Raw genomic sequence first — 20,322 nt, forward strand, 5'->3', positions numbered from 1 at the left:
GGTGCGGGTGGTCGAGCTGACACCGCGGACCTGGCCGTCGCTGGAGGAGCTGTTCGGGCCCAACGGCGCGCAGTCCGGGTGCTGGTGCACGTGGTTCCTCCAGACCAACGCCGAGATGCGGGCCAACGGTTCGGCGGGCAACAAGGAGCTGCTGCGCTCCCGCGTCGGGTCCGGCGTGCCGGTCGGGTTGCTGGCGTTCGACGACGACGACGACCGGCCGGTCGGGTGGGTCGCGGTCGCGCCCCGGCTCGGCTACGCCCGGTTGGCGCGCACCAGGGTGGCGGCCCCGGTGGACGACGACCTGACCGACGTGTGGTCGGTGACGTGCTTCTTCATCCACCGCACGGCCCGCCGACGCGGCTTGGGCTCGGTGTTGCTGGAGCACGCCGTCGGGTACGCGCGGGAGCGCGGCGCGCGGTCCGTCGAGGGTTATCCCGTGGACACCGCCGGTGCGAAGAAGGGCTCCGGCGACCTCTACCACGGCACGCTCGGCATGTTCACCGACGCGGGGTTCGAGCTGGTGGACCGCCGGGGCGCGAACCGGGCGCTCGTGCGGCTCGCGACGTGATCGAACGACACCCGGGCGTCCTGGTCTGGCGGCTGCCGAAGCCGCTGCTGGCGATCTCGTCCGGCCCCCACGGCGGCGGGCTCGGCGTGCGGCACTGGGCGCTGAACGCGACCGTGCCCAAGGACTACGCGCGCCTCGACCCGGACGTGCACGTCGCCGAGATCGCGGCCGACCTCGGGTTGACCGGGCCCGGCACCGGGCTGCTCACCGCCGTCGACGTGCGGGACGTGGTGCCGGAGGCCGACGGTGGGGTGCGGTCGTGGGTGACGACCGGGATCGGCGCGCACCCGACGTGGGCCGCCGGACCGCCCGCCGACGGCCTGCCGAGCGTCGGCACGATCAACGCGGTGTGCGTGCTGCCGGTGCGGTTGGCGGACGCGGCCCTGGTCAACGCGGTCGCCACGGTCGCCGAGGCCAAGGCGCAGGCGTTGGGGGAGGCGGGCGTGCCGGGCACCGGGACGGTCACCGACGCGGTCGTGCTGCTGTGCCCGGCGGACGGCCCGGCCGAGCCCTACGGCGGGCCGCGGTCGGTGATCGGCTCGGCGTTGGCCCGAACGGTCCACCGCGCCGTACACACCGGGATTTCGCTGGAACGGGCGGGAACCGGGGTAGGGGTCGTAACGTCCAACGCGCGACCGACGACCATGCCCGGCGACGGCTGAAAGACCGGAGGTGGCCGTGACGACCGATCACCGCGCCCAGGTGGACGAGTTGCTGGCCGACTACCGGCGCAGCCGCGACCAGTTGGCGTCCGTGCAGCGCGACCTGGCCCGGATCTCCGGGTCGGCCACCAGTCCCGACGGCTCGGTGACCGCCGTGGTCGACGCCAAGGGCACGCTCACCGACCTGGAGCTGCGTGACGACGCCTACCGGTTGCGACCGGCGCAGCTCGCCCGGTTGATCGTGGGCACCACGCGGGAAGCCGTCGCCAAGGCCACCGAGGACGCCTACCGGACGCTGACCCCGGTGCTGCCCGCCGGCACCGATCCCGAGGCGTTGTTGCGCGGCACGGCCGACCTTCGGCCAGGAGAGATCGGTGCCGAAGAGATCCAGCCGCAGCCGACCCGGAGGCGTCCCGTCGCCGTCGACGACGAGGACTTCGAGCAGCGCGAGTGGATGACCGACGTCGACGCCAAGGCTTCGAGGAGAACGAGATGACCGGCTTCCAGACCGACCTCGCCCGCCTCGCCGAGGGCGCCGACGACTTCGCCGCCTTCGCCGAGCGCGCCGGGAAGATCGCGGGCGAACTGGGCGGCGTGCTCGGCTCGATCGGCGACTGCTGGGGCGGTGACGCGATCGGGCAGAGCTTCGCGGCGAGCCACGTCCAGCCCTCCGGCGAGGTGCTGGGCGGGTTGACCGGGTTGAGCGCCGGGTTCGGCGGTGTCGGGGAGCGCTTCGCCGAGACGGCCCGGACGTACCGCGAAGTCGAAGAGGGCAACCGCAACGCGCTCGGCGCGATCTGACTCAGGGGGCCGTGATGGGGATCGAGCTGCCGGCCGAGTTGGCCGAGGTCGCCGCCAAGGCGGGGGTGTCGTGGCCCCAGGCCGACGAGGACAAGCTGCGCGCGTCCGCCACCGCGTGGCGCGAGGCGGGCGCGAAGCTCTCCTCGTTGGCGGGCGAGTCCGACGGTTCGGCGGGCAAGGCGCTGGCCGCGATGACCGGGTCGACCGGTGACGCGGCGCGCGGCCACTGGAACAAGTTCACCGCGCCGGACGGCACGCTGAACTCCGTGCTGCGCGGCTGCCACGCGGCGGCCGACCGGTTGGACCACGCGGCCGAGCAGGTCGGCGCGGCCAAGGTCGAGCTGGTCCGCGAGCTGGTGAACCTGGCGAAGAACAACGACGCCGCGCAGCAGGCCGCGAACGCCGGGCACCCGACGGCGTTGCTGGGACTGGAGACGGCGGTGCGCGGCGCGGCGGCGAACGTCGCCCACCTGACCGACACGTTGACCAGCGCGGTCCGGTTGGACAGCGGCGTGCAGATCGGCGGCCACCAGCCACCGGTCGCCGCCAACCCCGGCGTGCACGCGCCCGACGCGGGCCCCGGTCAGGGACCCGGATCCGGTCAGGGACCTGGTTCCGGTCAGCCCCAGGGCGGTCTGCTCGGCGGTGGCCTGCCGGGCGGGCTGCTCGACGCCTTGGTGCCCGGCGGCTCTGAGGCCCCCGGCAACGGTGGCGCCGCCGCTCCGGGCGCCCAGCCGCCCGGGTTGGTCGAGACCCTGCTGCCCACCGGCTCCGGCGCGGCTCCGGGCACCGGCCAGGCGCCCGGTCTGGTCGGCGGCCTGGTCGGCGCGGTGACCGACACGGTGAACGCGGTGACCGAGCCGGTCGTCGACGTCGTGGAGACCGTCGCGCCGCCGCTGGCCGCCGTGGTGGAACCGGTGCTGGACACGGCGGGCGAGGTCGTCCAGGACGTCGGCGGCGCGGTGGACGACACGGTGGGCCGCACCGTCCAGGGCGCGGCGGAGACGGTCCAGAGCGTGGCCGGGACCGTGACCCCCGGCCACGACAACGCGCCCGGCCGACCCGACCACGCGCCCGGCCACGGCAGCGGACCCGGCCACGGCAGCGGACCGGGCAACGGGCCCGGCGGACCCGGCAACGGGCCCGGTCAGGGCAACGCGGTCGGCAACCTGCTCGGCAACGTGGTGAACCCCGTCGTCGGCGCCGCGGGACCGGTCGTGGACGCCGTGACGCGCCCGGAGGGCACGGTCAACCAGTCGTCGGCGGCGGTCCTGGACCGTCCGCTGCTCCCGCACGCCGAAGCGCCGCACGCGACGGCTCAGCCGGCGGCCCCGGCCGCGAACCAGGCCGGACCGCAGGGACCGTCGTTCAGCGGACCGTCCGTCGGTGGCGCACCCGCGGCGGCTCCGGCGGCGGCCGCGGCAGCCGCCGCGCAGAGCCCGGCCGCGAGTGCCGCCGCGAACACCCAGGCCCCGGGCCAGCAGGCAGGTCAGCAGGCGGCCCAGCAGGCGGCGGCGAAGGCCGAGGCGCGTGCCGCTCAAGCCGCCCAACCCCAACCCGGTCAGACCCCGGCAGGCCAGACCCCGGCAGGTCAGGGACCGGGGCAGAGCCAGTCCGGCACCGGTCAGGCCCCCGCAGGCCAGGGCCAGAACCAGGGCCAGGGCGCTCAGGCCAAGGCCGAAGCCGCCCCGAAGGCCGAGGGCCAGGCCAAGGCGGAGGTCCAGCCGAAGGGCGAGGGCCAGGCCAAGGGCGACAGCGCGGCCAAGACCGAGCTCCGGGACGTCCGCCACGACCTCAAGGACGCCCTGGCCGCCGTCGGCCAGCAGGTGAAGGACGGCGACCTCGCGTTCGCGATCGTCCCCGTCCCGCTTGGCGGTCGCGACACCATCGCGCCGCCGCTCGCCGCCGGGGCCACGTCCGCGGTCCTGCCGACCGCGCCGGACGACGCCCCGCCCGCGCCACCGGTCAAGGCCGCGCTGACCGCGCAGCCGACCACCGAAGCGGCGGCGTTGTTCCTGCTGCACATGTTCCCCGGTGGCACGCTCCCGCCGCCCAGCGCGAAGCCCGCGCGCCAGCTGCCGCCGCCGTCGGAGGACGAGACGTTCGCGGCGGGCCTGCGCTTCGAGCCGCAGGGCCACCCCGACGGCCACCTGGTCGACGCCTCCGCCCAGTTCGGCCTGGACCTGCGCGCCGTGAGCCAGGACGCGCTGCGGTCACGGCTCTCGGGCGTGGAGCCGGCCGGTCCGGTGTCGACGGACCCGGTGCCCGCGGGCAACCGGCCGCGCCTGGTCCTCACGCCCGGCGTCGCGCCCGATCCCGTGCTGCTGGACGGCTACGACCCGTTGGCGGGCATGCACGAACGCGACTGGGAGCGCCGGTTCCTGGTCCGCGCCGACCCGCCCGAGTACGCCTGGCCGCCCGGCGAGCTGTTCCCCGAGGGCGGCTACGAGGCGGGCCAGCCCGGCGTGCTCGCGGTCGGCGTCGAGCTGGACCGGTTCGGCGGGCCGGAGGGCCGGGTGCTGTCCCAGCTGGGCACGCCCTACGCCGAGCGCTCGCTGCCGCCCGCGCTGGTGGACGCGGGCTACCACCGCTACCGGGTGGCCAAGGTGCTGCCGGTGTGGTTCACCCTGTCCGCCGAGTGGTTCGGCCAGCCCGGCGGCGGCGCCCGCTTCCGCGCCACCTACCCGGTCGCCGACCTGGTCGCGCTGGGCTACCTGGAGGAGATGGCATGAACGCGGAGTCGATCCAGGGCTGGCTGCTGGCGGTCGGCGTGCCCGCCGAGGTCGTGTCGATCGGCGCGGAGGCCGACAACACGTGGTGCCTGCTGCCGACCGAGGAGGGCGTCGAGGTCTTCTGGCGCGAGCAGGGCAACCGGTACGACTGGGCCGCGTTCACCAGCGAGGACGTCGCCTGCCACTACCTGTTCGGCCGCCTGGTGTGGGCACAGGTCGTGCGCGGCGTGGTCGGCGTGCTGCCCCAGGAGGCCAAGCCCGAGGACGCCAAGCCCGGAGCAGCCGAACCCGCCGAGCCGGAAGCCGCGCCTAGCGGGGCGTGAGGTCGGTCCGCCAGGTCACGCCGACCACGTCCTCGGCCTTCGGCACGGGCAGGAACAGCGCGAACGTCGCCGGCCGGGCGGTCGACAGCTCCAGCCGCCCGCCGTCGGCGTCCACCAGGGCGCGCGCCAGCGCCAGCCCCACGCCGGTGGACCCGCCACCGGACACACCGCGCTCGAAGATGTGGTGCGCCAACTCGTCCGGCACGCCCGCGCCGCCGTCGGCGACCTCCACGACCACCGTGCCGTCGTCACGGCGCGCGGAGACGACGACCTGGCCCTCACCGTGCCGCAGCGCGTTGTCCAGCAGCACGCCGATCGCCTCACGCAGCCGCGCGGGCGTCGCACGCGCCAGCAGACCCTCCGGCACCCTCACCCGCAGCGCGCGCCCGGCCCGCCGCAGCGGCTCGCGCCACTCCTCGGCGATGGCCGTCAGCTCCGCGCCGAGGTCGAGCGGTTCCGCGCCGACCGCACGGGCGGCCCGCGCCGCGGCCAGCATCTCGTTGAGCACCTCGGCCAGCCGTTCGGCCTGCTCCAACGCGGCCCGCGCCTCGGCCGCCATGTCCGGCTCCGGGTGCAGCGCCAACGCCTCCAGCCGCAGCTGCAACGCGGTCAGCCGGCTGCGCAGCTGGTGCGAGACGTCGCCGACCAGCTCGCGTTCCCGCTGCACGAGCTGCGCCAGCGCGCCCGCCGACCGGTCGAGCGCATCGGCCACCAGGTCCAGCTCCGGCACGCCGTGCCGCCGGTCGTCACGCCGGAAGTCGCCCGCGCCCAACCGGGCCGCGCGCGCCGCCACGTGCCGCAACGGCATGGCGAGCTTGCGGGCGGTCACCGTGGCCACCACGGTGCCGGTGCTCACCGACAGGACGACCAGCAGCACCACCAGCGCCGCCACCTGGTACCGCGCGGTGTGCATCGGCGCGGACGACACCTCCAGCCGCACGGTGCCCTGCTGCGCGATCGGCACCTCCACCGACAACGGGTCCGGGCCGGGGCGGTGGCCGAACTCGCGCAACCCGGAGGCCGACGTCACCACGAGGTGGCCGCCCTCCGGCACGCCGACCTCCACCGGCCCGAGGTCGATCTCCCGGCCGCTCGCGATCTGGTCGTCGATCGACGCCGCGATCCGCTGCGCCCGCGCGGCCAGGTCGGTGCGGGCGCCGTCCTCCACCAGCCGCAGCGCCGTGTAGCCCAGGGGCAGGCCGAGGGCGAACCCGGTGACCGCGACGGCGAGCAGGATGGCCCGCAGGATCCGGCTGCGCATCAGTCGGCGGTGTTGAAGCGGAAGCCCACACCGCGCACGGTGGCGATGCGGCGCTCCACCGAGCGCACGTCGCCGAGCTTGCGGCGCAGCCACGACATGTGCATGTCGAGGGTCTTGCTGCTCTTGAGCTCCGGGTCGTTCCAGACCTCGGACAGGATCTCGTCGCGGTGCACCACCTGGCCCGCGCGCTGGATCAGCACGCGCAGCAGCTCGAACTCCTTGTTCGCCAGCTGCACCTCCAGCCCGTCCACGGTGACGCGTCGCGCGGCGAGGTCCATGCGCACGCCGTTGACCTCCAACGTGCCGGGCGCGCGCCGGCGGAGCAGCGCGCGGATGCGGGCCATCAGCTCGGCCAACCGGAACGGCTTGGCCACGTAGTCGTCCGCGCCCGCGTCCAGGCCCACGACGAAGTCGACCTCGTCGGACCGCGCGGTGAGCATCAGCACGGGCAGGCCGCGACCGCCCGCGCGCAGCCGGCGGCACACCTCCAGCCCGTCCATCCCGGGCAGGCCGAGGTCGAGCACCAGCAGGTCGATGCCGCTGTGCGTGGCGGCCTCCAGCGCGCCCAGGCCGTCGGTGACCACCTGCACCTGGTAGCCCTCCCGCTGTAACGCGCGGGACAGCGGTTCGGCGATCGCCGGGTCGTCCTCGGCCAACAAGACCACGCTCACGACACCCAGAGTAGGCGTGGCACGATCCGGTGCGTGTCCGACCACCGCACAGATCTGTCCCTGGCCCTCCGCCTGGCGGACGAGGCCGACAAGATCACCACCGCCCGGTTCCGCTCCCGCGACCTCGTGGTGCGGAGCAAGCCCGACCGCACGCCGGTGACGGACGCCGACGTGGCGGTCGAGGACGCGATCCGCGCGGTGCTCGCGGCGGAGGCGCCGGACGACCAGGTCGCGGGCGAGGAACGCGGCGGCACGGCGGGAGACGGCCGGGCCTGGGTGGTCGACCCGATCGACGGCACCAAGAACTTCCTGCGCGGCGTGCCCGTGTGGGCGACCCTGATCGCGCTGGTCGTGGACGGTGTGCCCGTGGTCGGCGTGGTGAGCGCGCCCGCGTTGGGCCGTCGGTGGTGGGCCGCGACGGGCGGCGGCGCGCACACGTCGGACGCGTCGGGTGTGCGGGCGATCTCCGTGTCGGCGGTGCGCGACCTGTCCGACGCCTACCTGTCCACCACGCACCTGGGCACGTGGGTCGAGCACCACTCGCGCGAGGCCTACCTGGCGCTGGTCGACGCGTGCTGGGAGAACCGGGCGTTCGGCGACTTCTGGCAGCACTGCCTGGTCGCGGAGGGCGCGATCGACGTGGCCGCGGAGCCGATCGTGAACCCGTGGGACGTGGCGCCGTTCCAGGTGCTGGTCACGGAGGCCGGCGGCCGGTTCACCGACCTCGGCGGCGTGGCGCGGTTCGACGGCGGCACCGTGCTGACCAGCAACGGGCACCTGCACGACGCGGCGCTGAAGGTGCTGGCCGAGGGCCGCTGAACGCCGGTCAGGAGTGGCCGAGCGGTCGCTCGTCGTCCTCCGGGCGGTCGTAGGCGCGCGTCACGCGGCGCGGCCGGAAGTCCGCCTCGGGGAAGACCCACTTCTTGTAGCCCCACCAGCGGAACACCATGGCGATCAGGGTGCCGATGACCTGCGCGCTCAGGAAGTCGGCGACCTCCTCGCCGAGCCTGCTCACGTGCGGCTCCTGCAGGTGCAGCAGGTACCGCGACACCCACAGCGGCATCGAGTTGAGCGCGATGCCGATGCCGTTGACGAGGAAGAACAGCGCGGCCTCGTGGCTGCGCTCACGCCCGCCCCTGGTCTTGAACGACCACTCGCGGTTGAGCACGTACGACACGATGGTGGCCACCAGCGTCGCCACGATCTTCGCGGTGACCGGGTTCTCGCTCAGCACGATCGTCTTGAGGCCGAAGAAGATGACCGTGTCGATCACGAAGCAGGTGCCGCCGACCACCGCGAACTTCAGCAGCTCTCTGTGCTTGAGGGCCAGGGAGCGCAGCGGTTCGGGCAGGCGGAGGACGACGCTTTCGACTACGGACACCCCGGCAGTCTACGGAAAGCCGGGTGAAAGGCCTGTTCAGGCGACTTCGCGGGATTCGGTCACGACGTGCAGCGGCTGGACCGACGGCCGCGCGTCCGCCTGGGGGAACACGAACTTCCGCATCGCCCAGAACTTGAAACCCGTGGCCAGGAGCATGCCGATCACCGAGCCGGCGGCGAAGTCGGCGACCTCCGAGTGCAGGTCGAACACGTGCCGCGAGACGTACAGCGGTAGCAGGTTGACGCCGATGCCGATGCCGCTGACCAGGAAGAACAGCGCGGCCTCGTGGCTTCGCTCACGTCCGCCGCGGGTGTGGAACGACCACTCGCGGCTCAGCACGTACGACGAGATGACCGCCACCAGCACCGCGATGGCCTTGGCGGTGACGACCTTGTCCTGCAGCACGGTGAGCTTCAACGCGTACCAGACACCGTTGTCGATCACGAAGGTCGTGCCGCCGACGACGGCGAAACGGATCAGCTCGCGGTGCTTGTTGATCAGGAAGCGGACCGGTTCCGGCAGGAGACCCAAGACCCTGCGCACGAGTGGCAGCACCGGGGCAGGCTACCGACCTCCGTGATCGAACGATCACGAAGGGGTACGGCAGTGGCCGGGGAACGGGTCGTCCCAGCCCGGCGGCAACCACGGTGGCCTCGGCCGACACGGTTCACCGCGGGTGGGCGGCGGCGTGGTCGTGGTCGTCGTCGGAGGGGTGGTCGGCTCGGTGGTGGTCGTGGTCGACGCGGGCGGTTGGGTGGTCGGTGTCGACGGGACGGTCGTCGTCGGGTTCGTGGTCGTCGGCGTGGTCGACCTGGTGGTGGTGGTCGTCGTCGTGGGCGGCGTCGTGCGGGTGGTGGTCGGTGCGGTCGTCTTCGTCGGCGTGCCGGCCGGTGGCCCCGGCTCGTGCGGTTCGCCCGGTCGCAGGGAGATCGGCACCTCGACCTGCTCGGCGGCCGTGCCGAGGGTCGCCGAGACCCGCACCACGCCGTCGCGGTGCGGCGACCCGATCGCCCAGACGGCCAGCCGGAACGACGCGCCGCGCGCCAGCGGCACCTCGCACACCACCCGGTTGCGGGACCGCTCGCAGCCGGGCCACAGCGCGACCAGCGTGATGTGCCCGTCGGACTCCACGACCAGGCGCAGGTCGCCCGCCCGGCCGCCGGTGTTGGTCGCCTTGACGTCCAGCCTCGGGTCCCAGAACCCGTGCTGCCACTTGTGGACCAGCAGTTCCAGGTCGTCGTGCACCGGGCGCACCTCGACGTCGACCGCGATCGCCACGCTCACCGACGTGCCCGCGGTGACCGTGCCGGTGATCCGGCCGGTCGCCGCCTCCGGGTCGGCCAGCACCCGGAACACGAACGTCGCCGAGCCGCCGGGCGCGATGCCCTGCGTGGTGCTGCACGTCACCGCGCCCGTGCCCGCCGGGCAGGCCACGGTCTGGTCGGCCGCGCCGTCGAGCCGGACGAGGCCCCCGCCCGCGAACGACGCGGCGGGGCCTGTGGACCGGACGCCGGGCGGCAGGACGACCGCGGCGCTGGCCGGCTCCGACGCCGACTCACCGGAGTTGCGCACGGTGATCGGCAGGTCGACCGGCTCCTCACCGGGCGTCAGCACGAACCCGCTCGGCACCACCGGCACCAGGTTCGGCGGCGTCGGCCGGGGTTCCGGCTCGGGTTCGGGTTCGGTGGGCGGTGTGGTGGTGGGCGGTGGCGTCGTGGGCGGCGTGGTCGGGGCGGGCGCGGGTGGTGGTTCGGTCGTCGGTGAGGGCTCCGGCGACGGCACGGCGGCGGGCGGCGGCGGAGGGGGCGGTGTCGGCTGGGCCGGTTCGGTCGGCTGCGTGGTGACCACCGGCGCGGCCTGCGCCGCGGGCACCTCCTGCTCGCCGCCGGAGGCCAGGCCGATCGCCACCGCGACCACCAGGGCGGCGGCCGAGACGCCGGCGACGAGGAACTGGCGCGGCGCGGACGCGACCGCTCCGGCCGCACCGCCCGTGCCCGCGGCGGCGGCGACCGTGACCGCCTTGGCGGTGCCCGCGCCGGCCGCGGCGAGGTAGCCGGACGCGCCGAGGCCGAGCACCAGCGGCGCGATGATCCCGCGCAGCGCGCCGTTGACGTCGGCCAGCTCGGCGGCCAGCGCCCGGCAGGAGCCCGTGCACTCGTCCAGGTGAGCCTCGACCTGGGTGGTCTCCCGCTTGGACAGGCCACCGCGCGTCCACGCGCCGAGCCGCTCCACGGTGGCCCGGCAGCGCTCGGTCTCCGTCTCGGCCAGGTGGACCTGCAAGTAGGCCTGCTTGAGGCCCTCGCGGGCCCGGTAGGCCAGCGCGGACACGCCGTTGGCGGTCAGGCCGAGCAGCGGCGCGACCTCGGCGGGCGACTGGCCCTCGATCTCGGTGTGCCACAGCACGGTCTGCCAGCGCTCGGGCAGCCGGGCGAACGCCCTGGCGGCCATCGACCGCTCCAGCCCGGCCACGGCGGTGTCCTTGAACGGCACGCTGGTCGCCTCGGGCGCGACCTCGGCCACGTCGTCCGCCAGTTCGAGCTTGCGGTCCCGGCGCGTCTTGTCGTAGGCGGTGTGGCGCAGCGCGGTGAGCAGGTAGGCGCGGAACGCCGAGTCGGGCCCGCGGCCCGCCCGCAGCGTGTCGAGGACCTTCGCGAAGGCGTCGGAGACCAGGTCGTCGGACTCGGCGGAGGACCTGGCGAGCTGGCGGGCGAGGTTGTAGGCGGCGGACACGTGGCGTTCGTAGAGCTGCCCGTAGGCCTCGATGTCCCCGGCGCGCACGGAGTCGATCAGCTCCGCATCGCTAGGTCCCTGGACTTCGGCAGGAACGGTCGCCACGTGTTCTTCCCTCCTCGCGCGGCGCCAGTGTGACGTACGGAGTCGCACACCGTCACCCAGAACCCCCCGACTGGGTGGACTTAATGCCGTCATGGCTGAGTCGCGGCGACGTCTCGTAGGTGAAACCGACGTCGAGGAGGCATCCGGGTGGGTGTTCGGGAAGCGGTCACACGGCGCTCTGGCGCTGAAGGGTCGCGGGCACTGAGGTCGAGGTGGCGCACCGCCGCCATGGCCGCGGGCTGGGCGTTCCCGGCGGACTGGCCGTTGGCAGAGGTGGACGAGGTGTGCCGGGCCGTGCTGGGCGAGGGGGACGCGGCCGCGGAGCTGCACCGGCTGGGCGCCGCGCGCGCCGAGGCGGGCGCCGGGCTGGCGGAGACGCTGCTCGACCTGGCCGCGCTGCACGCGGTGCTGGCGGAGCCGCCGGGCTCGACGGGCATCGTGTCGCCCAGCGTGGACGCGATCCCGCCGCGGATGCTGCGGTCCACCGCGCTGGGCTGGGGTGACGTGATGAGCAGGCGTGCGGCGGCCTGCGCCGCGGACAACCCGCTGACCGGCCTGGCCACGCCCGCGTACCTGCGCACGAGGCTGCGCGAGGTGTACGCGGAGGCGCGCGCCGTCGGCCGCCAGGACCACGTGCTGGTGTTCGTGTCGATCGACCTGACCCGCACGTCCGGGTGGTCGCGCGTGGTGGCGATGACCTTGCTGGCCGACGCGCTGAAGGAGGTGTTCGACGGTGGCGAGACGGTGGCCTCGCTCGGGTCCTCGGTGGCGTGCGTGCTGCTCCGCCGCGACCGCCACCTGCCTCGGGCCGTGGTCAACCTGCGGGTGCTCGCCGCGGACCGGCTGGCCGTCGACCCCCACGTCGCGCCGACCGGCCCGGTCGAGGTCCGGGTGGAGGAACTGCCCCCGACCTGTGAGGACGCGTTGGCGTTGATCGCCGGTCCCGGCCGCTGAGGACCCGGGCGCCGAACCCCTGTCCGGCGTCCGACAACTGAAGACCCCCTCCCCCCGAAGGAGCCCGGCGCACTGGTTTCCCGGTGCGCCGGGCTCCTGCTTTCAGGCCCCTTCGGGGGGACGCGCCAGTCCGATTCGGGTGACGGGTCCGCCTGTGGCTATTTCTCGATGAGGTGCCACTGCTGGTCGACCCGGTCGTACTCGCACCTCGTGAGGATCAGCGCGTTGTAGGTGCCGTTGTGCGTGGCGCAAAGGTTGGTGCCCCTCAGCTTGAACTGCCAGACGCGCCAATTGTCACGGTCCTGGAGATCCCACTCCTGATTGGGGAACGCGCCGCACTCCCGGCCTGCCAACGTGCCCTCGATCGAGGTCACGCACCATCCGTACTGCTTGTTCCTGACGGTGCCGTCACCGGGCCAGTACCACTGCTGGTTGTCCCCGCCGTGGCGCGGGTGGGCGATGACCGGGTAGTCGGGGTCCCAGGCCCAGTTGGTCTGGTCCCACACGTCGTTGGTCACGGTATCGCTCTGGATCTCGTAGAACGTCTGCTGCGTGTCGGGCTGGGCGGCGTTGGCGAGCGGTGCGACGAGCAACGCCGAGACGGTGGCGACAAAGGTGACGAGGAGCCGTGCGAACTTCATTCACTTTCCTTCCGGTGTCGGGATTCGTGCACGGTCCAGTAAAGGTCTCGGAGGGGATTCCCGAGCGGCGGGAACAACCATCGTGGCGGTAAACGACCCGTCAGGTAGGGGTGCGCGTCGCGCCGGTCACGGACGCGGGAAGTGGCGACACCCCACAGTGCGAGGCGCGGTCGGTCGAGGGGATGACCCGCTTGACAACCTCAGGGCGTTCCTGAACGGTGTGTCAGTGTCTTAGTCGAGTGACACAATCTGGAGGCGCTGGGTGGAGTTCCGCATCGACCGGTCCAGCGGCCTCCCCGCGTACCTCCAGCTCGTGCGCCAGGTCCGGGAAGCGCTGCGCCTGGGCTGGCTGGGGCCGGGGGACCGGCTGCCGACCGTCCGCGACGTCGTCGCGAGGAGTGGTGTGAACGCGAACACGGTGCTCAAGGCCTATCGCGAACTGGAACTGTCCGGCCTGGTCGAGGCACGCCAGGGCTCGGGCACGTTCGTCAAAGCCGGTCTCGGCTCGACCGACCCGCGGGTGATGGACGCGCTGAGAGCGCGGCTCGCCGTGTGGGTCCGCGAGGCGCGTGCGGCGGGGTTGGACGTGGAGGACATCGACGCGCTGGTGCGTTCCGTCCTCACCGCCGACGGAGGAGGCAACCGGACGGCCGCAGACGAGGGCGGCGACCAGGCAACGGCAGGGGATGGGGTGGCGGTCCTGTGAGCATCGCGGTGGAGCCCGCCGACGGGGGCGCGGTCGCGGTCCGGGCGCGGGCGCTGGGCAAGCGCTACCGTGCGAAGTGGGCGTTGCGCGAGTGCACGTTCGAGCTGCCCGCGGGCCGCGTGGCGGCCCTGGTCGGCGCGAACGGCGCCGGCAAGACGACGTTGATGACCGTCCTGGCCGGACTCCTCGACGCCGACGAGGGGTCGGCGGGCGCGGCGGGCCGGGTGGCGTTCGTGTCGCAGGAGAAGCCGGTCTACCGGAACTTCTCGGCGGCGGACATGGTGCGCCTCGGCGCGCGGCTCAACGTCGTCTGGGACGAGGCGCGCGCCCGTCGCTGGCTGGCGCGCTTCGAGATCCCGCTGGACCGGGCGTGCGGCAAGCTGTCCGGCGGCCAGCAGGCCCAGGTGGCGTTCGCGCTGGCCATCGGCTCGCGGCCGGACGTGCTCATGCTGGACGAGCCGCTGGCCAACCTCGACCCGCTGGCCCGCCGCGAGGTGACCGCCGAGCTGCTGGCCGAGGTCGAGGAGACCGGCATGACCGTGCTGCTGTCGACGCACGTCGTGGCCGAGCTGTCCGGCGTCGCCGACTACCTGCTGCTGCTCGCGCACGGCCGCCTGCTGGCCGGCGGTGACCTGGACGAGCTGCTCGGCAGGCACGTCAGCTACACCGGGCCGCGCTCGGACGTGCCGCCCGCGCTGGGCGGGATCGTCGAGGCGCGGCACACCGGCAACCAGTCGACGTTCCTGGTCGAGCTGCCCGAGGGGCAGCCGCGGCCGGTGGTGGCGGGCCCGTGGGTCGAGCGCCCGCCGACGTTGGAGGACTACGTGCTCGCGCAGCTCGAAGCCACCCGGAAGGGGGCCCGCGCATGACCACCACGACGGACACCGCGCCCGTGACCAAGCGTGCCCGCGTCGGGTGGGCGGACTTGGCGTGGCTGACCTGGCGGCAGCACCGGTGGGCGATCGTCGGCTTGGTCGCCGCCGTCGTCGCGGTCGTCGCGGTGGCGCTCTTCCTCGCGTGGCGGATCGACGCCACCGGTGACGTGCAGGGGCTGTTCGGTCGCTGGCGCTTCATCAGCGTGGGCAGCATGGTGATGCTGGCGCCGATGCTGACCGGCTTGGCCGTCGCGGTGTTCTGGGCTGCGCCGGTGCTGGCGCGCGAGTACGAGCAGCGCACGCACCTCGTGGTGTGGAGCCAGGACGTGACCCCGACCCGCTGGCTGGCGGGCAAGGCGGTGGTGCTCGGCGTGCCCGCCGTGGCCCTGGCCGTCGTGGTCGGCCTGGCGTCGAGGACGCTGATCGACAGCATCAACGCCACGGCCTCCCGGCCGGTCTTCACGCCGTTCGCGATGCCGGCGTTCGAGGCGGTGCCGCTGGTCCAGGCCGGGTTCGCGGCGTTCGGCTTCGCGCTCGGACTGGCGCTCGGCGCGGTCACCCGGCGCACGGTGATGTCCATGGGCCTCGCCCTCTGCGCGTTCATCGCGGTGCGCGGTGTCGTGGCGGGTCTGTGGCGGCCGAACTTCCGGGAGCCGTTGCTCAGGGTGGAGCCGTACGAGGCCTACCAGCGGTCGTGGGACGGCCCGGGCGACGGTTCGTGGACGGTGGATTCCGGGTTCTCGGACGCGGCGGGCAACGAGGTCGCGTACCCCTCGGCGTGCTCGAACGCCCAGGACAGCGCGACCTACGCGAAGTGCATGAGCGACAACAACGTGCTGTTCTTCACCGAGTACCACCCGGCGGACCGGCTCGTGCCGTTCCAGCTGTTCGAGTCCGCGATCTTCCTCGTGCTCGCCGCGGGCCTGCTCGCGCTGGCCTTCGCGCGGGTGCGCCGGGCCGCTCGCGTCTGACCGGGGACCTGGCTCGCCGCCTTCGCACGGCGGCGGCCCCGCCGTGGGGGTCCCGCGCGCGTCACCGACCGCGCGGGGCTTCCGCACCCGGTCCGGAGCACCCCGTTTGTGCACGTAGAATCACGAAACCGTGGACTCCCGAACTCGTCTCCCCGTCGTCGGCATGATCGGCGGCGGCCAGCTCGCCCGCATGACGCACCAGGCCGCGATCCCGCTCGGCCAGTCGCTGCGGGTGCTCGCCGAGTCGGACTCCGACCCCGCCGCGCTCGTCGCGCGCGACGTGGAGCTGGGCAAGCACACCGACCTGGACGCGTTGCGCGCGTTCGCCAAGTCGTGCGACGTCGTCACGTTCGACCACGAGCACGTGCCGCAGGAGCACCTGCACGCGCTGGTTGCCGAAGGCGTGAAGGTCTTCCCCGGGCCGGACGCCCTCGTGCACGCGCAGGACAAGCTGGTCATGCGCGAGCGGCTGTCGGCGATGGGCGCGCCCGTGCCGCCGTTCTCCGCCGTGCAGGACGCGTCCGACGTGCTCAAGTTCGGAGGTCGGCACGGCTGGCCGTGCGTGTTGAAGGCGGTGCGCGGCGGCTACGACGGCCGTGGGGTGTGGATGCTGAACACGCCGCAGAGCGCGCAGCGGGTCGTGCCCGAGCTGTTGGCCGCCGGCACGCCGTTGATGGTCGAGCAGTGCGTGCCGATGCGCCGGGAGCTGGCCGCGCTGGTGGCGCGCTCGCCGTTCGGCCAGGGCGCGGTGTGGCCACTCGTGCAGACCGTGCAGCAGGAGGGCATCTGCGTCGAGGTGCTGGCGCCCGCCCCGGACGTGGACCCCGCCCTCGCCGAGCAGGCGCAGGAGCTGGCGCTGCGGATCGCCGCCGAGCTGGGCGTGGTCGGGTTGCTGGCCGTGGAGCTGTTCGAGACCGCCGACGGGCTGGTCGTCAACGAGCTCGCCATGCGCCCGCACAACTCCGGCCACTGGACCATCGAGGGCGCCCGGACCTCGCAGTTCGAGCAGCACCTGCGTGCCGTGCTGGACTACCCGCTCGGCGCGACGGACCTCGCCGCGCCCGCCGTCGTGATGGCGAACGTCCTGGGTGCGGCGGACGCGCCCGAGATGGGGCCGGACGAGCGGTTGCACCACCTGTTCGCCCGGTTCCCCGACGCGCACGTGCACCTGTACGGCAAGGCGGAGCGGCCGGGGCGCAAGATCGGTCACGTGACGCTGCTCGGTGAGCGGATGGACGAGGTGCGGCAGCGGGCGAGGCTCGCGGCGCACTGGCTGTCCGACGGTGTGTGGCTGGACGGGTACGACATCCACGGAGGACAGCAGTGACGCACGTCGGCGTGATCATGGGCAGTGACTCGGACTGGCCGGTGATGAAGGGCGCGGCCGAGGCGCTGGCGGAGTTCGACGTCGCCTACGAGGTGGGCGTGTACTCGGCCCACCGCACCCCGCAGCGGATGCTGGACTACGCCGCCACGGCCGCGTCCCGGGGGTTGCGGGTGATCATCGCCGGTGCCGGCGGGGCCGCGCACCTGCCGGGCATGGTCGCGTCGGCGACCGCGCTGCCGGTGATCGGCGTGCCGGTGCCGTTGAAGTACCTGGACGGGATGGACTCGCTGCTGTCGATCGTGCAGATGCCGGCGGGCGTGCCGGTGGCCACGGTGTCGGTGGGCGGCGCGCGCAACGCCGGGCTGCTGGCCGTGCGGATCCTGGCGGCGGCGGACGAGGAGCTGCGCAAGCGGATGGAGGCGTTCCAGGCGTCGCTCGCCGAGTTGGTGCTGGAGAAGGACGCGGCGCTGCGGGCTGTTGCGGACGGCACAGCGGCGAATTGAGTGAACGCGCGCTAACATCCGGGTAGGACGCCCTACCGGGAGGTAACTTAACGTGGACCCGAGCTTCGGTACCTACCAGCTCGCCGAAGAGCACGAGGCGCTGCGCGAGGCGGTCCGGTCGCTGGCCGACAAGGAGATCGCGCCGCACGCGGCGGACGTGGACGAGCAGGAGCGCTTCCCGGTCGAGGCGTTGAACGCGCTGGTCAAGTCCGGTTTCGCGGCCGTGCACGTGCCCGAGGACTACGACGGCCAGGGCGCGGACTCGGTGGCGACGTGCATCGTGATCGAGGAGGTGGCGCGCGTGTGCGCGTCGTCGTCCCTGATCCCGGCGGTGAACAAGCTGGGCACGATGCCGATCCTGCTGTCGGCGTCGGAGGGGTTGAAGCGGCAGGTGCTGCCGTCCATCGCGTCGGGCGAGGCGATGGCGTCGTACGCGCTGTCCGAGCGGGAGGCCGGTTCGGACACGGCGTCGATGCGCACGCGGGCCAGGCTGGACGGCGACCACTGGGTGTTGAACGGCACGAAGTGCTGGATCACGAACGCCGGTGAGTCGACGTGGTACACGGTCATGGCCGTGACGGACCCGAACGCGCCGAAGAAGTCGCAGGGCATCTCGGCGTTCGTCGTGCACAAGGACGACCCGGGTTTCGTCGTGGGGTCGAAGGAGCGGAAGCTCGGCATCAAGGGCTCGCCGACCCGTGAGATCCACTTCGAGAACTGCACGATCCCCGCGGACCGCATCATCGGCGAACCGGGCACCGGCCTGAAGACGGCGCTGCGCACGCTGGACCACACGCGCCCGACCATCGGCGCGCAGGCCGTGGGCATCGCGCAGGGCGCCCTGGAAGCGGCGGTCGCCTACGTCAAGGACCGCAAGCAGTTCGGCAAGTCGATCTCCGAGTTCCAGGGCGTGCAGTTCATGCTGGCCGACATGGCGATGAAGATCGAAGCCGCCCGGCACATGGTCTACGTGGCCGCGGCGAAGGCCGAGCGGGGTGAGCCGAACATCGGCTTCATCACGGCGGCGGCCAAGTGCTTCGCGTCGGATGTGGCGATGGAGGTCACGACGGACGCCGTGCAGCTGTTCGGGGGCGCCGGCTACACGCGCGACTTCCCGGTGGAGCGGATGATGCGTGACGCGAAGATCACCCAGATCTACGAGGGCACGAACCAGATCCAGCGGGTCGTGATGTCGCGCGCCCTGCTCAACGGCTAGTTCGCGCGGCACGCCGGCTCGACGGCGGCCTGATCTTCGTCGATCAGGCCGCCTTTGTTCTGTCTACGGACATCCGCACGCTCCTCGGTGGATTATCACCGTTGGTAGCGTCGCATTACTCTGATGGTCGAGTGTGTTCGGTGTGGCCTCCCCTTAGCGTTGCGTCCCGGTTCGACGAATCGAGCCGCAGGTAATGCCAAAAGGGGAGCAGGCCTCATGAAGAGCATCAAGACCGCGGTCACCGCACTCGCGCTGGGTGCCGGTCTCACCGTGTCCGGCGGTGTCGCGACGGCCGCTCCGGTCGAGGTCACGGCCGGTGACGTCGGTGTCCAGTGCACCCGGCAGTACGTGCTGACCAGCAATGCGACGCTTCGTCACTCGCCCGGCGGATCCGTCAAGGCGTACGCGTTCGTCGGCGACAAGTTCAACGTGCCCAACCCGTCGGGCAATTGGTACTACGGCAACCTCTACGACCAGTACAACACCCACTTCGGTGATGGTTACATCCTCGCTTCGGCGCTCGCCTACACCGGCATCTGCTTCTGATCGGTGAATTGATCGGGTTCCCTCTCACGGGTTCCAGAACTTCGTGTCCCCCAACGGCGTGTACGTGTCCTCCGGGCCCTGCGGGTGGCGGCCGAAGGACACGTACACGTCGCCGTACCCGGTCGGCACCGAGAACTGCTCCGCCTGGTCCAGTTCCTCCTCGCAGTAGCGGTGGAGGAGGGTGAAGAAGGTTCGGTACTCGTCGTCCGACAGCGGCCCCATGGGGTGAGGCTAAGGGCTGGTCAGGGCGGTTGCGGGGGTTGGGTCGGTCGGAACAGCACGGGTGCCGGCGGCCAGGTCCGGCACGCTCCGCTGGTCCCGGCGCAGGACCGGGATGACGAACGTGCCCAGGACGAAGAACGCCAGCACGGTCGCGTCCACGACGAACGGCCAAGGGGTCGGGGCCAGGGTGAAGTAGGTGATCAGGCCCGTGACGCCCAGGAGTTCGCGCAGGGTGATCCGGAACGGGTTCGCGCGGTGGCCGTCGGCACGCCGGAGTTGATGCCGCAGCAGCCACCCGCCCGGGGTTCGGCCGGTCGCCGACGGCAGGACGACGCGGATCACGACCGTCAGCGCCAGCAGCCACCAGCGGTTGTCGTCGAAGATCAGGTGGGTGACGACGATCAGGATCACCACGTCCACCGCCAGCGCCATCAGGCGACGCGGCACGGTCACCGTGCGAGGTGGGGCCGTCGACGCGTCCGGGTGCGGCACGGCGGGGACGACCAGCGCGACCGGGGCGAGCATCCAGCCGAGCAGCGCACCGGTGGTGTTCGAGATCAGGTCGTCGATGTCCGCGATGCGGTACGGGCACGGGTACGCGCCCAGGTTCCCCGTGTACTGCACGACCTCGACGGCCAGCGAGATCCCCAGCCCGATCACGACCACGGCGAACGCGCCACGCCCGTAGGCCTTCCGCAGCACCACGCCCAGTGGCACGAACAGCGCGACGTTGAACGCCTGCTGCACGAACGCCGTGGACGTGACGACGGCCCCGAGCCCCGAACGCCCGTTCGCCGCCAGGTTGTGGCGCATGTCCGTCACCCACTGGAACGGCGTGGTGGACAGCATCCGCTCGCCGTCGCACACCAGCGCCGACGGGAACGGCAGGAAGATCAGCGCCAACGCCACCAGCCCGTACGCCAGCAGTCCGTACAGCACCACCGCCCGACGCGGCTCCACCCGCCCGAACCGGTAGTAGTGCAACGCGATCAACGGCAGCAGGACGAGCACGCCGACGCCGACGAACGCCGCGAAACCCGTCCGAACCGACTCCAGGTACGAACTCAGCATCTCCACCGATCCGGTCCACCGCTCCCACGACGTAGGTCAACCGCTCAGTAACCCCA

General features: G+C 72.9%; 22 protein-coding genes and 1 pseudogene. 15 read left to right on the plus strand and 8 right to left on the minus strand.

Features of this window, described 5'->3' with window-relative positions:
* The first annotated feature begins 7 nt into the window (after positions 1–7).
* The 6 genes and pseudogenes from LNK82_RS31070 to LNK82_RS31095 all read left to right on the plus strand — a co-directional run.
* Positions 8–568 carry a GNAT family N-acetyltransferase gene (locus tag LNK82_RS31070; RefSeq protein WP_230570443.1) on the plus strand — a complete coding sequence of 187 codons (561 nt, stop codon included), beginning with the start codon at positions 8–10 and terminating at the stop codon, positions 566–568.
* Positions 565–1,230, plus strand: coding sequence for an adenosylcobinamide amidohydrolase (locus LNK82_RS31075; protein ID WP_230570444.1), 666 nt, complete (start codon positions 565–567; stop codon positions 1,228–1,230). Before LNK82_RS31070 ends, LNK82_RS31075 begins: the two co-directional genes overlap by 4 nt.
* A gap of 16 nt (positions 1,231–1,246) precedes the next feature.
* Complete coding sequence (locus LNK82_RS31080; RefSeq protein ID WP_230570445.1) at positions 1,247–1,726, plus strand: YbaB/EbfC family nucleoid-associated protein; 480 nt, start codon at positions 1,247–1,249, stop codon at positions 1,724–1,726.
* Positions 1,723–2,031: a WXG100 family type VII secretion target gene (locus LNK82_RS31085; protein ID WP_230570446.1), complete on the plus strand. Its 309-nt coding sequence runs from the start codon at positions 1,723–1,725 to the stop codon at positions 2,029–2,031. The genes LNK82_RS31080 and LNK82_RS31085 overlap by 4 nt, the downstream gene beginning before the upstream one ends.
* Before the next feature lie 14 nt (positions 2,032–2,045).
* Positions 2,046–4,763, plus strand: a complete 2,718-nt coding sequence (locus LNK82_RS31090) for a TNT domain-containing protein (RefSeq protein WP_230570447.1) — start codon at positions 2,046–2,048, stop codon at positions 4,761–4,763.
* Positions 4,760–5,008: pseudogene (locus tag LNK82_RS31095) on the plus strand (hypothetical protein); the annotation flags it as partial. The gene LNK82_RS31090 and the pseudogene LNK82_RS31095, both read left to right, overlap by 4 nt.
* Before the next feature lie 64 nt (positions 5,009–5,072).
* Here the strand turns inward: LNK82_RS31095 and LNK82_RS31100 are convergent.
* Together LNK82_RS31100 and LNK82_RS31105 are read right to left on the minus strand one after the other, a co-directional pair.
* Complete coding sequence (locus tag LNK82_RS31100; RefSeq protein ID WP_230570448.1) at positions 5,073–6,347, minus strand: ATP-binding protein; 1,275 nt, start codon at positions 6,345–6,347, stop codon at positions 5,073–5,075.
* Entirely contained in the window at positions 6,347–7,012 is a 666-nt protein-coding gene (locus LNK82_RS31105; RefSeq protein WP_230570499.1) for a response regulator transcription factor, read from the minus strand. The genes LNK82_RS31100 and LNK82_RS31105 overlap by 1 nt, the downstream gene beginning before the upstream one ends.
* Before the next feature lie 39 nt (positions 7,013–7,051).
* On the opposite strand from LNK82_RS31105, the gene hisN reads away from it, so the two are divergent.
* Positions 7,052–7,837, plus strand: a complete 786-nt coding sequence (gene hisN, locus LNK82_RS31110; RefSeq protein ID WP_230570449.1) for a histidinol-phosphatase — start codon at positions 7,052–7,054, stop codon at positions 7,835–7,837.
* 7 nt (positions 7,838–7,844) lie between these two features.
* On the opposite strand, the gene LNK82_RS31115 is transcribed toward hisN, so the two are convergent.
* The 3 genes from LNK82_RS31115 to LNK82_RS31125 are packed head-to-tail and all read right to left on the minus strand — an operon-like array spanning position 7,845 to position 11,234.
* Entirely contained in the window at positions 7,845–8,399 is a 555-nt protein-coding gene (locus tag LNK82_RS31115) for a GtrA family protein (RefSeq protein ID WP_230570450.1), read from the minus strand.
* Positions 8,400–8,435: 36 nt separating this feature from the next.
* Positions 8,436–8,951 carry a GtrA family protein gene (locus LNK82_RS31120; protein ID WP_230570500.1) on the minus strand — a complete coding sequence of 172 codons (516 nt, stop codon included), beginning with the start codon at positions 8,949–8,951 and terminating at the stop codon, positions 8,436–8,438.
* A 36-nt stretch (positions 8,952–8,987) separates the two neighbouring features.
* Positions 8,988–11,234 carry a sigma-70 family RNA polymerase sigma factor gene (locus tag LNK82_RS31125; RefSeq protein WP_230570451.1) on the minus strand — a complete coding sequence of 749 codons (2,247 nt, stop codon included), beginning with the start codon at positions 11,232–11,234 and terminating at the stop codon, positions 8,988–8,990.
* A gap of 228 nt (positions 11,235–11,462) precedes the next feature.
* Between LNK82_RS31125 and LNK82_RS31130 the strand changes: the two genes are divergently transcribed.
* On the plus strand, positions 11,463–12,188 hold the full coding sequence (locus LNK82_RS31130; protein WP_230570452.1) for a GGDEF domain-containing protein: 726 nt from the start codon (positions 11,463–11,465) through the stop codon (positions 12,186–12,188).
* Positions 12,189–12,346: 158 nt separating this feature from the next.
* Here LNK82_RS31130 and LNK82_RS31135 read toward each other — a convergent pair whose 3' ends face one another.
* Positions 12,347–12,829: a ricin-type beta-trefoil lectin domain protein gene (locus tag LNK82_RS31135; RefSeq protein ID WP_230570453.1), complete on the minus strand. Its 483-nt coding sequence runs from the start codon at positions 12,827–12,829 to the stop codon at positions 12,347–12,349.
* A 262-nt stretch (positions 12,830–13,091) separates the two neighbouring features.
* Between LNK82_RS31135 and LNK82_RS31140 the strand changes: the two genes are divergently transcribed.
* From LNK82_RS31140 to LNK82_RS31170, 7 genes are all read left to right on the plus strand, one after another.
* Positions 13,092–13,535, plus strand: a complete 444-nt coding sequence (locus LNK82_RS31140; protein ID WP_230570454.1) for a GntR family transcriptional regulator — start codon at positions 13,092–13,094, stop codon at positions 13,533–13,535.
* On the plus strand, positions 13,532–14,404 hold the full coding sequence (locus LNK82_RS31145; protein WP_230570455.1) for an ATP-binding cassette domain-containing protein: 873 nt from the start codon (positions 13,532–13,534) through the stop codon (positions 14,402–14,404). The genes LNK82_RS31140 and LNK82_RS31145 overlap by 4 nt, the downstream gene beginning before the upstream one ends.
* Positions 14,401–15,381 (plus strand): ABC-2 membrane transporter-related protein, encoded by a 981-nt coding sequence (locus LNK82_RS31150; RefSeq protein WP_230570456.1) that lies wholly within the window; start codon positions 14,401–14,403, stop codon positions 15,379–15,381. Before LNK82_RS31145 ends, LNK82_RS31150 begins: the two co-directional genes overlap by 4 nt.
* A gap of 130 nt (positions 15,382–15,511) precedes the next feature.
* Complete coding sequence (locus LNK82_RS31155) at positions 15,512–16,708, plus strand: 5-(carboxyamino)imidazole ribonucleotide synthase (RefSeq protein WP_230570457.1); 1,197 nt, start codon at positions 15,512–15,514, stop codon at positions 16,706–16,708.
* A gap of 17 nt (positions 16,709–16,725) precedes the next feature.
* On the plus strand, positions 16,726–17,211 hold the full coding sequence (gene purE, locus LNK82_RS31160) for a 5-(carboxyamino)imidazole ribonucleotide mutase (protein WP_230570501.1): 486 nt from the start codon (positions 16,726–16,728) through the stop codon (positions 17,209–17,211).
* Positions 17,212–17,263: 52 nt separating this feature from the next.
* Positions 17,264–18,427: an acyl-CoA dehydrogenase gene (locus LNK82_RS31165; protein ID WP_230570458.1), complete on the plus strand. Its 1,164-nt coding sequence runs from the start codon at positions 17,264–17,266 to the stop codon at positions 18,425–18,427.
* Between the two features lie 216 nt (positions 18,428–18,643).
* Entirely contained in the window at positions 18,644–18,973 is a 330-nt protein-coding gene (locus LNK82_RS31170) for a hypothetical protein (RefSeq protein ID WP_230570459.1), read from the plus strand.
* A gap of 24 nt (positions 18,974–18,997) precedes the next feature.
* Here the strand turns inward: LNK82_RS31170 and LNK82_RS31175 are convergent, their stop codons facing one another.
* The gene (locus tag LNK82_RS31175) at positions 18,998–19,195 is read right to left on the minus strand and encodes a hypothetical protein (protein ID WP_230570460.1); all 198 of its coding nucleotides are present in this window, start codon (positions 19,193–19,195) and stop codon (positions 18,998–19,000) included.
* A gap of 9 nt (positions 19,196–19,204) precedes the next feature.
* The gene (locus LNK82_RS31180) at positions 19,205–20,266 is read right to left on the minus strand and encodes a VanZ family protein (protein ID WP_230570502.1); all 1,062 of its coding nucleotides are present in this window, start codon (positions 20,264–20,266) and stop codon (positions 19,205–19,207) included.
* Positions 20,267–20,322 lie beyond the last annotated feature (56 nt).

The organism is Saccharothrix luteola, assembly GCF_020859565.1.
GTDB lineage: Bacteria > Actinomycetota > Actinomycetes > Mycobacteriales > Pseudonocardiaceae > Actinosynnema > Actinosynnema luteola.